General features: G+C 70.7%; 10 protein-coding genes and 2 pseudogenes. 8 read left to right on the top strand and 4 right to left on the bottom strand.

Translation table 11 applies throughout. The annotated features are described in order from the left end of the window. The first annotated feature begins 98 nt into the window (after positions 1–98). From G6048_RS23520 to mshC, 6 genes are all read left to right on the top strand, one after another. Positions 99–1151 (top strand): LLM class F420-dependent oxidoreductase, encoded by a 1053-nt coding sequence (locus G6048_RS23520; protein ID WP_165341572.1) that lies wholly within the window; start codon positions 99–101, stop codon positions 1149–1151. Positions 1152–1399: 248 nt separating this feature from the next. Next, the gene (locus G6048_RS23515) at positions 1400–2188 is read left to right on the top strand and encodes a ferritin family protein (RefSeq protein ID WP_165341571.1); all 789 of its coding nucleotides are present in this window, start codon (positions 1400–1402) and stop codon (positions 2186–2188) included. A gap of 158 nt (positions 2189–2346) precedes the next feature. Continuing rightward, complete coding sequence (locus G6048_RS23510) at positions 2347–3033, top strand: histidine phosphatase family protein (protein WP_165341570.1); 687 nt, start codon at positions 2347–2349, stop codon at positions 3031–3033. A gap of 99 nt (positions 3034–3132) precedes the next feature. Further along, positions 3133–3723, top strand: a complete 591-nt coding sequence (locus tag G6048_RS23505) for a DUF3090 domain-containing protein (RefSeq protein ID WP_165341569.1) — start codon at positions 3133–3135, stop codon at positions 3721–3723. After that, entirely contained in the window at positions 3720–4499 is a 780-nt protein-coding gene (locus G6048_RS23500; protein ID WP_165341568.1) for an SCO1664 family protein, read from the top strand. The genes G6048_RS23505 and G6048_RS23500 overlap by 4 nt, the downstream gene beginning before the upstream one ends. 101 nt (positions 4500–4600) lie before the next feature. Beyond that, the gene (gene mshC / locus G6048_RS23495) at positions 4601–5830 is read left to right on the top strand and encodes a cysteine--1-D-myo-inosityl 2-amino-2-deoxy-alpha-D-glucopyranoside ligase (RefSeq protein WP_165341567.1); all 1230 of its coding nucleotides are present in this window, start codon (positions 4601–4603) and stop codon (positions 5828–5830) included. 71 nt (positions 5831–5901) lie between these two features. Here the strand turns inward: mshC and G6048_RS23490 are convergent, their stop codons facing one another. After that, positions 5902–6900: a PAC2 family protein gene (locus G6048_RS23490; RefSeq protein ID WP_165341566.1), complete on the bottom strand. Its 999-nt coding sequence runs from the start codon at positions 6898–6900 to the stop codon at positions 5902–5904. A 197-nt stretch (positions 6901–7097) separates the two neighbouring features. Between G6048_RS23490 and G6048_RS23485 the strand changes: the two are divergent. Both G6048_RS23485 and G6048_RS23480 read left to right on the top strand, forming a co-directional pair. Further along, positions 7098–7545: pseudogene (locus tag G6048_RS23485) on the top strand (enolase C-terminal domain-like protein); the annotation flags it as partial. Between the two features lie 43 nt (positions 7546–7588). Then, a pseudogene (locus tag G6048_RS23480) lies at positions 7589–7801 on the top strand (ABC transporter permease); the annotation flags it as partial. Between the two features lie 5 nt (positions 7802–7806). Here the strand turns inward: G6048_RS23480 and G6048_RS23475 are convergent. From G6048_RS23475 to G6048_RS23465, 3 genes are all read right to left on the bottom strand, one after another. Beyond that, entirely contained in the window at positions 7807–10740 is a 2934-nt protein-coding gene (locus G6048_RS23475) for an NACHT domain-containing protein (RefSeq protein ID WP_206342035.1), read from the bottom strand. 160 nt (positions 10741–10900) lie between these two features. After that, positions 10901–11572 (bottom strand): FadR/GntR family transcriptional regulator, encoded by a 672-nt coding sequence (locus G6048_RS23470; RefSeq protein WP_165341565.1) that lies wholly within the window; start codon positions 11570–11572, stop codon positions 10901–10903. A gap of 175 nt (positions 11573–11747) precedes the next feature. After that, a complete protein-coding gene (locus G6048_RS23465; RefSeq protein ID WP_165341564.1) occupies positions 11748–13364 on the bottom strand; it encodes a glycerol-3-phosphate dehydrogenase/oxidase in 1617 nt (538 codons plus the stop codon). Positions 13365–13396: the final 32 nt, after the last annotated feature.

Genomic DNA, 13396 nt, shown 5'->3' with positions numbered 1-13396 from the left:
CCCCCGAACCCGTCCCCACCGGTGCTCCCTGCCGCCGGGCCCGAGGGCGCGCTAAGGTGCCGACCAAGGGACGTTACTGATCAGTAAGGGGATCGGCCATGCAGCTCGGGATCAACCTCGGCTACTGGGGCGCCGGAATGGACGCAGACAATCTCGCCGTGGCCCAGGAGGCAGACCGCCTCGGCTACGCGGTCTGCTGGGCCGCCGAGGCGTACGGCTCGGACGCGGCCACCGTGCTCACCTGGGTCGCCGCCAAGACCGAGCGCATCGACGTCGGCTCGGCCATCTTCCAGATCCCGGCCCGGCAGCCCGCGATGACGGCGATGACCGCCGCGACCCTCGACTCGCTGTCCGGCGGCCGTTTCCGTCTCGGCCTCGGCGTCTCCGGACCGCAGGTCTCCGAGGGCTGGTACGGCGTCAAGTTCGACAAGCCGCTGGCCCGCACCCGCGAGTACGTCGAGATCATCCGCAAGGCGATGACCCGCGAGCGTCTGTCGTACGAGGGCGAGCACTGGACGCTGCCGCTGCCGGACGGCCCGGGCAAGCCCATCAAGCTGACCGTGCACCCGCAGCGCGAGCACATCCCGCTCTACATCGCGGCGATCGGCCCCAAGAACCTGGAGCAGACCGGCGAGATCGCCGACGGCGCCCTGCTGATCTTCCCCTCCGCCGAACACCTGGAGGAGACCGCGCTCCGACACCTGCGCGCGGGACGCGAGAAGGCCGGCCTGACGATGGACGGCTTCGACGTCTGCCCGACGCTGCCGATCGCCCTCGGCGACGACAAGGACGTGGCCACGCTCGCCGACACCTTCCGCCCGTACACCGCGCTGTACGTCGGTGGCATGGGCAGCCGCAAGCAGAACTTCTACAACCAGCTTGCCCAGCGCATGGGCTACGAGAAGGAAGCCGCCGAGATCCAGGACAAGTACCTGTCCGGCGACAAGCAGGGCGCCGCGTCCGCCGTACCGCACGACCTGATCGACAAGACGACCCTGCTGGGCTCAGTCGACCGGATCGCGGACCGGATGAAGTCCTATGCCGAAGCCGGAGTCACCACCCTGACCCTCGCCCCTGCGGGCTTCACCCTCGACGAGCGCCTCGCCTCGCTCCGGGCCGGCACGGAGGCTCTCGAACGCGCCGGGCTGTGACACCGGCCGGAGTGTGACTCCGGATCGGCCAGGGGAGTTTTCGCGGCCGTGGTGGGGGCTCGGGGGTCTTCCCCGCCACGGCCGTCACGGGGAACAACGCGGCGACGGGGCCTGTGGTTACGCGTCGCGGAGGCCCCGGGCGTCCTTCGTTCGGCGGATTTGTCCGACACAGGTGTTGCCGCGCCCCTGACGGCGCATTTGACTCGTTCTTTGCGGAGTTCTGGGAGTTCTGCAGAGAAGGGGCAGTGATGCTTTCGGCCAAGAGTCTGTTCCAGGAGATCCTCGACAACGACGAGTCGTTCCAGCTCTTCTGTTCCATCGCCGCCAGCGGGGAGTCACAAGGAGGCTGGGAGAACGCGCGCATCGCGGCTCTCGTACCGGAGAGCGAGCGCGCGCTCGCACCCAAGATCACCCGCCATGGCGCCGACGAGGACAAGCACGGGCGCATCTTCAACGCCCTCATGAAGAAGCGCGGCCTCGAACCCGTCGAGATCCCGCCCGCCACCGACTACACCATGCTCCTGGAGAACAACGGCATCGGCCTCGCCCACGAGAAGCTCAAGGGCGACCAGGCGCTCACCGTCGAAGACATCGTCACCTACCTCGCGCACAGCAGGGTCACCGAACAGCGCGCCTCCGAGGAGATGGAGCTCCTCCGCAAGCACTTCGCCGACCATCCCGACCTCGGCCGGGCCGTCAAGATGATCTCCAACGACGAGGACAACCACCTGGCGTACTGCCACGAGGAACTGCTGCGCTTCGCGGCGGCGGGCCACGGCCGGATGATCCAGCGCACCCTGCGCGAGTGCGCGCTCGCCGAGATCCGCATCTACCGGGACGTCAGTCTCGCCGTGATGGCCGGCATGGGGCGCATCCTCGGCTGGTCGAAGGCCAAGTCCGGCGTCCTCGCCGCGGGCATCCACGCCGTCTACCTGTACGAGCGGCTCGGCGGCTGGCGCCGCATGGTCTCCCTGACGATGCCGGAGCGCCGCGACGCCCTGGGAGGACCGGCTTCGGCAGCACCCGAGTTCGTGTAACGGCGTCATCCACGCGCGCGTGCCGCCCGTACACAACGCCCCTACAGGGCACGAGTACGAGGGCACGCGCGCGTGGAGCCCGACAGGCGACCCTGCGGAACTCCCGTACTTCCTTCCGGACCGGAGGCACATCCCGGCCGCGGCTTACGCTGGAGCGCATGCCCACGTTGATCCTTGTCCGGCACGGACGTTCCACCGCCAACACCGCGGGACTGCTCGCCGGCTGGACGCCCGGCGTCGCCCTCGACGAGCGCGGCGCCGAACAGGCCGCCGCGCTGCCCGGGCGGCTCGCCCGGCTGCCGATATCCGAGGTCGTCACCAGCCCCCTGCAGCGCTGCCAGGAGACCCTGCGGCCGCTCCTCGACGCCCGGCCCGAACTGTCCGCGCACACCGACGAGCGCATCGGGGAGTGCCACTACGGCGACTGGTCGGGCCGCAAGCTCGCCGAGCTGATGGACGAACCGCTGATGCAGGTCGTACAGACGCATCCGTCCGCCGCGGCGTTCCCCGGCGGCGAGTCGATGCGGGCGATGCAGACCCGGGCCGCCGAAGCCGTACGCGAGTGGAACGCGCGCGTGGAGCGCGATCACGGCGCCGACGCCGTGTACCTCATGTGCTCCCACGGCGACGTCATCAAGTCCCTCGTCGCGGACGCACTGGGGCTTCATCTGGACCTCTTCCAGCGGATTTCCGTAGAACCCTGTTCCATCACCGCGATCAACTACACACGACTGCGGCCGTTCCTCGTACGCCTCGGGGACACCGGCGATCTGACCTCCCTCGCGCCGCGCGAGGAGGCCTCGGGCGGTGACGCCACGGTGGGTGGCAGTGCGGGCGCACCGTGATCGTCGGCCGCAGTAGGGTGAAGCGGTCGAAGCAGCGCAGCAGTTGTCAGCAGCAGACGCAGTCGATGGCAGAAGCACTCGATCCAATGGAGACAGGACGTGTCCCGTCAGGTGTTCCTCTACGACCCACCGGACCGTTTCGTGACCGGTACGGTCGGGCTGCCCGGGCGCCGTACCTTCTTCCTGCAGGCCACCGCCGGGCCCCGGGTGACCAGCGTGGCTCTGGAGAAGACGCAGGTGGCGGCGCTCGCCGAGCGGATGGACGAGCTTCTCGACGAGGTCGTACGACGTACGGGAGGCAGTGCGGCCGTCCCGGCGGTGGCCCCGACGGAAGTCTCGGACACCGAACCTCTTGAGACTCCCGTGGAGGAGGAGTTCCGGGTCGGCACCATGGCGCTGGCCTGGGACGGTGACGAGCAGCGCATGATCGTCGAGGCGCAGGCGCTCGTCGAGCTGGACGCAGACTCCGAGGAGGACCTCGCCGCCGCTGAGGAGCGGCTCCTCCAGGACGAGGAGAACGGCCCGCCGATGCTCCGGGTCCGCCTCACCGGCGCACAGGCCAGGGCCTTCGCCAAGCGCGCCCTCGACGTCGTCAACGCGGGACGGCCGCCCTGCCCGCTGTGCAGCCTCCCGCTCGATCCGGAAGGACACGTATGTCCGCGCCAGAACGGATACCGCCGCGAGGCATGAGCACGGCCGAGCTGCTCGCCGAGGGCGAGCTGACGGTGCGCGGCCAGGTGCGTGAGGCCTCCAACGCGGTGCTCCTGTGCGATGTGACGTACGAGGACCGCACCGAGTCCTGCGTCTACAAGCCGGTCGCCGGCGAGCGCCCGTTGTGGGACTTCACCGACGGCACCCTCGCCCAGCGGGAGGTCGCCGCCTACGAGGTGTCCGAGGCGACCGGCTGGGAGCTCGTCCCCGCCACCGTGCTGCGCGACGGGCCGTACGGCGAGGGCATGTGCCAGCAGTGGATCGAGCCGGTGCCCGGCGCCGAGCTGCTCGCGCTGGTCGACGGCGAGGAGCCCGGCGAGGGCTGGAAGGCCGTCGGGTTCGCCGAGGTCGGCCAGGGGCGTACGGCGCTGCTCGTGCACGCCGACGACGAGCGGCTGCGCAGGCTCGCCGTGCTCGACGCCGTGATCAACAACGCCGACCGCAAGGGCGGGCATCTGCTGCCCACCGCCGAGGGACGGCTGTACGGCATCGACCACGGAGTGACCTTCAACACCGAGAACAAGCTGCGCACGCTGCTGTGGGGCTGGGCGGGGGAGAAGCTCACCGCTGAGGCCGTCGACGTCCTCGCAGGGCTCAAGGAGGCCCTCGACGGTGCGCTGGGGCTGCGGCTTGCTGAGCTCATCACACCGGTCGAACTGGACGCCACGCGCGCGCGTGTCACCGATCTGCTCACCTCGGGGCGGCACCCGGAGCCCTCGGGGGAGTGGCCGGCGATCCCGTGGCCGCCCGTGTAGCAGCGCGACGCACGCGGCAGCCCCGTACGCAAGAGGGCCCTCCCGGCCACCAGGGCCGATGCGGTTCGTATACGGAAGATGCGTCCGGTTAGGCTCGAGACATGTATGCCTGGCCCGCTTCTGAGGTCCCCGCCCTGCCTGGACAGGGCCGCGACCTCCGGATCCACGACACCGCGACCGGGGGTCTGATCACCCTCGATCCCGGACCTGTCGCCCGTATCTACGTCTGCGGCATCACTCCGTACGACGCGACCCACATCGGTCACGCGGCGACCTACAACGCGTTCGACCTCGTTCAGCGCGTGTGGCTCGACACCAAGCGGCAGGTTCACTACGTCCAGAACGTGACGGACATCGACGATCCGCTTCTCGAGCGCGCCGCCCGGGACGACGTCGACTGGGCGGCGCTCGCCGAGAAGGAGACCGCCCTCTTCCGCGAGGACATGACCGCCCTGCGAATGCTGCCGCCGAAGCAGTACATCGGCGCCGTCGAGGCGATACCCGGGATCGTCCCGCTCGTCGAGCGGCTGCGCGACGCCGGAGCCGCGTACGAACTCGAGGGCGACGTCTACTTCTCCGTGGAGGCGGACCCGCACTTCGGGAAGGTGTCCGGGCTGGACGCCGCCGCGATGCGGCTGCTGTCCGCCGAGCGCGGCGGCGACCCGGAGCGGCCCGGCAAGAAGAACCCGCTCGACCCGATGCTGTGGATGGCCGCCCGGGAGGGCGAGCCAAGCTGGGACGGCGGTTCGCTCGGCCGGGGCCGGCCCGGCTGGCACATCGAGTGTGTCGCGATCGCCCTCGACCACCTGGGCATGGGCTTCGAAATCCAGGGCGGCGGCTCCGATCTCGCCTTCCCGCACCACGAGATGGGCGCCTCCCACGCGCAGGCGCTGACCGGGGAGTTCCCCTTCGCGCAGGCCTACGTGCACGCGGGCATGGTCGCGCTCGACGGCGAGAAGATGTCGAAGTCCAAGGGCAACCTGGTCTTCGTGTCGAAGCTGCGGCGCGACGGAGTCCACCCGGCGGCCATCCGGCTCGCCCTGCTCTCGCACCACTACCGGGCCGACTGGGAGTGGACCGACCAGGTCCTTCAGGACGCCCTCGCGCGGCTGGAGCGCTGGCGGGCCGCCGTGTCGCGGCCCGACGGACCGCCCGCCGACGCGCTCGTCGAGGAGATTCGCGAGGCCCTCGCGAACGACCTGGACGCGCCGGCCGCGCTCACCGCAGTCGACCGCTGGGCCGCCCTGCAGAAGGAACAGGGCGGCAGCGACGAGGGCGCCCCCGGTGTCGTATCGCGTGCCGTGGACGCGCTCCTAGGGGTGGCCCTGTAAAGAGGGCTTTCGGAAGCAACCAAGGGCGGTGCGTCGCGTACGCACCGCCCTTGTGGTTCCGCTCTTACGGTTCAGTCCTCCGACGAGTCGTCAGCTGAGCCCTCGTCATCGGCCCCCGGGCGCTGCGGCTTCGGTGGCCGGGGACGGCCGCCCGGGTTGTCCCTCAGGAAGGGGGCGGGGTCGCCGCTCTCCGTGGCATGACCGCCGGCCTGGCCCGCCGCCGGGCCACCGCCGTCCCGCCGCCGCAGATAGCGCTCGAACTCGCGGGCGATCGCGTCGCCCGATGCCTCGGGAAGCTCGGCGGTGTCCCGGGCCTCCTCCAGCGACTGCACGTACTCGGCGACCTCGCTGTCCTCCGCGGCCAGCTGGTCCACGCCCAACTGCCAGGCCCGCGCGTCCTCGGGCAGCTCGCCCAGCGGGATACGCATGTCGATGAGGTCCTCCAGGCGGTTGAGGAGGGCCAGCGTCGCTTTCGGGTTCGGCGGCTGCGAGACGTAGTGCGGCACGGCCGCCCACAAGGAGACCGCCGGTACGCCCGCGTGCGTGCACGCCTCCTGGAGGATGCCGACGATGCCCGTCGGGCCTTCGTACTTGGTCTCCTCCAGGTCCATGGTGCGGGCCAGGTCCGCGTCGGACGTGACGCCGCTGACCGGGACGGGACGCGTATGCGGGGTGTCGCCGAGCAGGGCGCCCAGGATCACCACCAGTTCCACACCCAGCTCATGGGCGAAGCCCAGGATCTCGTTGCAGAACGAGCGCCAGCGCATGGACGGTTCGATGCCGCGGACCAGGACCAGGTCACGCGGCTTCTCGCCCCCGACCCGGACCACGGAGAGCCGGGTCGTCGGCCAGGTGATCTTGCGTACGCCGCCGTCCAGCCACACCGTGGGCCGGTTGACCTGGAAGTCGTAGTAGTCCTCGGCGTCGAGCGCCGCGAAGACCTCGCCCTTCCACTCCCTGTCGAGATGCGCGACCGCGGTGGAGGCGGCGTCGCCGGCGTCGTTCCAGCCTTCGAACGCGGCCACCATGACCGGGTCGACCAGCTCGGGAACCCCCTCGAGCTCGATCACCCAGCGCCTCCTTCCGACGTGCCCTCACGTACGCCCCAACCTTACGGCGTGCGTGCAGGGCGCCCGCAGCCCCCTTGCATGGGGGAGTGACGCATCACTGCCCCGTTCGCCACCCCGGAACACCCCACAGTCATCCGAGCTGTTTCCGACCTCGGCCTCTGATCAATTTCAAACGTTGCGCCCAGACACTGTCCGGTGTCGGCGCTATACATCGGATGACCGTGTCCGACGCGGTCACGTGGCTGGCTGGGCTCGCCCGTACGACCCGTACTGGATCGAGGAGCCCACCAGCCCGACGACGGCCTGGGGCACACGGGCGTGCGCGCTGCTCAGCCCGTCCCGGTCGCTACCGGCGAGCGCGTCGCCAACCGCGTCATCCTCAAGCAGCTTCTCCAGGCAGGCGCCGTCGACTTCGTGCAGCCGTCTCGGGCAGCCGCGAGAACCGGGTCATCGAGTACGTCGACCACTTCCACGAGCAATTCACCGACCCGGCGGTCGTCGTGGCACCGGCCGCTGTCTGACGCCGAGCTCGCCGGGGTTCTCGGCCCGCGGATGCGCCCCGAGTCGATCGCCGAGCACACCTGTCCGGACGGGCGCGTCTGGCAGACTTCGAAGCATCCTTCACAAAAGAGTGAGCCCCGATGAGACTGCGTACGACAACCGCCCTCGCCTGCGCCGCACAACTGACCTGTTCGCGGCAGCGGTGATCGGCGGCATCAGCCTGAAGGGCAGCCGCGGCACCCTCTTCGGCGCCCTCACCGGCGTACTGACCCGCAACTCGTCGTGAACGTCATGACGTTGGGCGGCGTGCCCGCCCTGTGGAACCAGTTCCTCAACGGGGCGATCACCATCGTGGCATCGGTGATCTCCCGGTTCGGCGAGCGGCGAGAAGCAGGACTGAGCCGCCTACGGCGAAGCGGTGACCCGGGTGCCGTCGTCGGACGGCTCGGCGGCCGAGGCGAGTCGTTGCTGCATGCGCAGATGACGGAACTCGTAGTGCGCGCCGGACTGCCGCAACACCCCTCTGCGGTGCGCTTCGTCGAGGAACGTCATGATCCGCCACGGCAGCCGCCCCGTCGTGGCCAGCCAGACCCGGGCGACGGCCAATTGGCCCCAAGCGGTGAGTGCGAGCGCGGCGGTGCCCATGGGCACCCACATCTGCGCGGCGACATGGTCGAGCCCGCCCTGTGACGCGAACGCCCGGGCCAGGACCAGGCATACGCCGCCCGTCATGACCGCCACGACGCCGGCCCGGGCCAGCGACGCCATGCGATCCGTACGCAGAGTGGCCTGCGGATTGGCTGCCCGGATGAGGTCGGACGGGGTGCTGAGAGCACGGTAGAGGCCCGCGGCGGGTCCGCCGATCAGTGCGATCAGGACTCCGCCCGCGGCACCTGGGGCGAGGAATTGGTCGAGCGGATCCCGGGCGGCGCGCTGAGCGAGCCAGGACCGGGACTGTTCGGGCAGCTCCGGCAGCATGTTCACCGCATTGGCCGGACGGCCGCCGTCGACGAGGATCCGCAGGTCGCCATGGGCAACGCGGAAGGTCACCAGGGTGTCGAACGACTTGCATCGGCCGCAGCTCGGCGGACGGCTGCCGTCCGGGTACGCCGCCGGGTGGGCGGTCCCGGGTGGGTACACCAGAATCCCGGCGATGTTCGTCGAGGATTCCACGGTCCGGCCGCCGTCGGGTGTCTCCCGGTGCGACCATCCCGCGAGCCGCTTGCCGTCGAGATCGGGCGCCCCTGCGACCTCCACCGCGGAGACCGCGAAGCCGACCGCGCCCACCACCGCGCCGGCCGCCACCCCGATGAGCAGGCAGACGGCCGAACCGTGGAGCAGTCCGCTCAGGAAGCGCTGGGCGATACGGCCCGCTCCGGCCTGGGAGACGGCTGCCCTGCCGCCCTGGCGCGACGCCGCCGCCCACAGGCACAGGGCCGCGGCGACACACAGGGTGCCCGCCACCATCGGCCACGTACCGATGCCGTGCCCGAACAGCCACGGCCTCAGCGTGACAAGCCCCGCGAAGGCGAGGAGGGCGCTCCCGGCCCGTGCCGTGAGCCGACCGTTGGGGCTGCCCGCCCAGGGCAGCCCCAACGGCGCCGCATGGCGGGCCAGCCCCGCGACTGCGAAGAACAAGGCGATCAGCACTCCGAAGACTGCACCCCCGAACAGCTCGGGCACCCAGCCGTCCGTGACCGTGCCGAACTGAAGTCCGAACTGCACGGATCCACCGGTGAGGCCATACCCGAGGGCGGCCACGGTGGCGATCACCACGCAGACCCCGAGATGCCGGAGCAGGGTCGCGCGCTCTGTCCGCCGCCGCGCGGACGCGGGCAGAAGCAGGCTCAGCCCGCCAGCGAACCCGATCAGATTGCCGACCAGATTGGCCGCCAGCGACGGTCCGTCGTCGAAGACGAAGACATCGCCCGCGACGCTGGAGAGCAGGATGGGGGCGGCGATGGCGAACGTGAGCAGCTGCGCGAGCAGGGCGGGGGCCCACACCCGCAGCGCCCGCGGCACGGAGAGGTACAGCTCCCACCAGGCGAGCCGTTTGGGCTCTCGCCGTTCCAACTCGCGGGCCAGCCAGGAGAGCCAGCGCCTGGCATCCGTCGCTCGCCACCGCGTGTCGACCACACCGTGACCGAACGCGGCCGGCACGAACGCGTCGAGGAGGTGTTCCTCGATCAGGGCCGCCGTCCCGAAGCGACGGTCGTCGAGGAGTTCCTGTGGGTCGCGTGACATGTCGCCGTACACCGTGCGTGCCAGTGCCACCATCAGGGGATTGGTCAGTACGTCCAGGAGTGCGCCGGCCGCCGGGGTATGCGGACCCTCGCGCAGGGAGTTCAGCACGGGCGTCCACACCGTGCCGCGGCGGCCGTCGGGGCCCCGTACCGGACGCGCCGTGCGCTCCAGGTACGACTCCGTCTCGGCGAAGTCCAGCGCGAGTAGTTCCAGTACCTCGGCGCCGGTGAGCACGTCACTGGACGCGATCGCGCGGCGCCAGGCCGTGGTCCGCGAGGTGACGAGTACCGGCATGCCGTCGTCCAGCTCGGCGTTGAGCCTGCGCATCGCGGTGCCGTACAACGCCGGTGGCAGCTCGTCGAAACCGTCGAGCACGGGCAGGATCAACCCCGCGTCGAGCAATGCGTCGGCCAGTGTGGTGCCGCCGGTGGTGGCAGCGAGCGGCCGATACTCCGCGGCGAGACGCTCGGCGAGCCAGGTACGCAGTCCAGTGGTGCCCGGGTCCCAGGCCGCCAGCGGGAAGATCACAGGCACCGCCGCGCCGGGAGCGCGCACCTTCAGCACGTCGAGGGTGAAGCACACGGCGAGCACGCTCTTGCCCGAACCGGGGCTTCCGAGCACCACCATGCGCCGGGACGGCACCGCCTCGAAGGCCGCGGCGATCGAGCCCAGCCGGTTGTCGCCGTCCCGGGGCTCCGGCACCGGTCGGCCCCGCCGGATGTTCTGTGTGTCGTCCGTGAGCAGTCGGTCGGCCCGCGTCCAGCGGACGCTCAGCGGCTCCGGGTCCTGCAGCCGTCGCAGCCGCGCCTCCTGAGCCCATTGGGCCCGTACCGCCTCGGCGAGTGCGTCGGCGGTCTCCCGCCACACGGTGCCGGGAACCGAGGGTGCGTCCGTGTGGCGCAGGGCATCCGCGAGCAGCGCCGCGACGGACACCACGACGCCGACGACGGACACGACGAACGCGGCGCCGTCGAACTGCACCTGCCCACTGTGTCCGGTGCCGACCGACCTGAGCGTGGCGGCCAGCACGACCAACGCCGCACACCCAATGCCGACCCATAGTCCGCGTCTCGTCCAGATTTCCCGCCCACGCATGGCGTTCCACCTCCGTACTGCTCGCCCCTTGCGGGACTGTGCGTCCCACGGGGAGAACGTCCGGCGACGGGACTGTTGGTGCCGGTGTGGCGGGGCGCGTAGAGGTGAATCGAGCGGTTGGTGAGCGCCGTGCGCGTCCCGGACGGGGCGCGCGGCCTGCTCACAGAGTCGAGCGCAGCCACTGCTCCACGCTCGCGATGTGCACCGTCGCCCAGGAGCGGGCCGCCTCCGCGTCGCGGTCGCGCAGGGCCGCCAGGATCGCGCGGTGCTCGTGCAGGGTGCGGCTGACCGCGTCCTCCTGGGTCAGCCCGCGCCAGATGCGGGCCCGCGTGGTGGGCCCGGAGAGACCGTCGAGGAGCGAGCAGAGCACGGAGTTGCCGGAGCTCTGCACGATGCCGCGGTGGAACTCCAGGTCGCAGGCGACGAGTTCCTCCACCGAGGGCGCGGCGCCCAGCGCGTCCAGCTGCGCCGTGAGCGCGTCGATCTGCTGCTCGCTGATGCGCAGGGCGGCCATCGACGTAGCGGCCGGCTCCAGGATGCGGCGTACGGCCAGGAACTCCAGGACCGTGTCGTCGCGGTGGAAGTCGACGACGAAGCTCAGCGCCTCCAGGAGGAGTTGCGGGTCCAGGCTGGTGACGTAGGTGCCGTCGCCCTGCCGAACGTCCAGGATGCGGATCAGGGAGAGCGCCCGTACGGCCTCCCGCAGGGAGTTGCGGGACAGGCCCAGATCGGCGGCGAGTTCGCTCTCCTTGGGAAGCCGGTCGCCGGGGCGCAGCGCGCCGGAGACGATCATTCCCTTGATCTTCTCGATCGCCTCATCGGTGACTGCCATGGCGGGGCCTCCCTGTCGATCAGATATGTCGCTCAGACATCCGATGTCTCATTATGGGGCTTCGACGGCCCTGGTGAGCCCCGTGCGGGACGATCATCCACGACATGTACGACACGGGGGAGGGGCGGCCCCATATGAATGGAAGCCGCCCCTCAGAGGGGGGAGTGCGTGCCCCCTACTTCTTGTCGAGAAGGTCCTGCACCTTGCCGCGGACCTCGTCCGTGGCAAGCCCGCGGATCGTCAGGGTCGTACGGCGGCGCAGTACGTCGTCCGCCGTCTCGGCCCACTCGTTGTCCCGGGCGTAGACGACCTGCGCCCAGATCTCCGGGGCGTCCGGGTGGACCCGTTCGGCGAGGTCCGGGTCGTCGTTCGCGAGGCGGGCGATGTCGAAGGCCAGCGAACCGTAGTGGGTGGCCAGGTGCCGGGCGGTGTCCGGCGCCATGCCCGGACCCGGTGCCGGGTGGTCGACGAGCAGGCGGTGCGCGACCGCGCGCGGGTTGGCGACGCCCGGCAGCGGCAGCTTCTTCGGCAGCTCGGAGACCGGCTCGAAGTCCTCGCCGAGCGGACGGCCCGGCAGCGACTCCAGCTGCTTCATGACCGTACGACCGATGTGGCGGAAGGTCGTCCACTTGCCGCCCGCGACGGACAGCATGCCGCCCGCGCCCTCGGTGACGACCGTCTCCCGCCTGGCCTTCGAGGTGTCGCCGGGACCGCCGGGCAGGACGCGCAGACCCGCGAAGGAGTACGTGATCAGGTCACGGGACAGCTGCTGGTCGCGGATCGAGAAGGCGGCCTCGTCCAGGATCTGCGCGATGTCCTTCTCGGTGACCGCGACGTCCGCGGGGTCGCCCTCATACGCCTCGTCGGTCGTGCCGAGCAGCAGCATGTCCTCCCAGGGGAGGGCGAAGGTGATGCGGTACTTGTCGATCGGGGTGGCCAGCGCGGCCTTCCACGGCGCGGTCCGCTTGAGGACGAGGTGGGCGCCCTTCGACAGACGTATGGAAGGCGCCGCGTTCGCGTTCTCCATCCGGCGCAGGTGGTCGACCCACGGCCCGGTCGCGTTGAGCACCAGGCGGGCCGACACCCCGAATTCGCTGTCGTCGAGGCGGTCGCGCAGCTCGGCGCCGCTCACCCGGCCCCTGGTGAAGCGCAGCCCGGTGACCTCGGCGTGGTTCAGGACGACGGCACCCGACTCGACGGCCGCGCGGACCGTCATCAGCGCCATCCGGGAGTCGTTCATCTGGTCGTCGCCGTACACGGCCACGGCCTTGAGGTTGTCCGTACGCAGCTCGGGCACGTCCTGCGCGGCCTTCGCCGGGCTCAGGAGATGACCCACACCGTCACCGAACGCCGACAGCGCCGAGTACGCGAACACACCGGCACCCAGCTTCGCCGCGCCGTGCGGCCCGCCCTTGTACACGGGGAGGTAGAACGTGAGCGGATTCGCCAGGTGGGGGGCCACCTGGCGGGAGACCGCACGGCGCTCGAAGTGATTCTCCGCGACCAGCTTCACCGCGCCGGTCTGCAGATAGCGCAGACCGCCGTGGAGCAGCTTGGAGGAGGCGGAGGAGGTGGCACCGGCGAAGTCGCCGGCGTCGACCAGCGCCACCCGCAGCCCGGACTGCGCGGCATGCCAGGCGGTGGAGATGCCCAGGATGCCGCCGCCGATGACGAGAAGGTCGTACGTCGCCTTGGAGAGCCGCTCCCGGGTCTCGGCGCGGCTCGGGTGGAAGCCGGAGGCCGGGCGCGTACCGAGGGCAGGTACGGACTGCAGGGTGGACTGACTGGTCATGCGGATTCTTACTCCTTGTCAGAGCTTCTCGG

It is taken from the genome of Streptomyces ureilyticus, assembly GCF_011045025.1.
Classification (GTDB): Bacteria; Actinomycetota; Actinomycetes; order Streptomycetales; family Streptomycetaceae; genus Streptomyces; species Streptomyces ureilyticus.
This window is presented reverse-complemented; position numbering and strand designations above follow the sequence as displayed.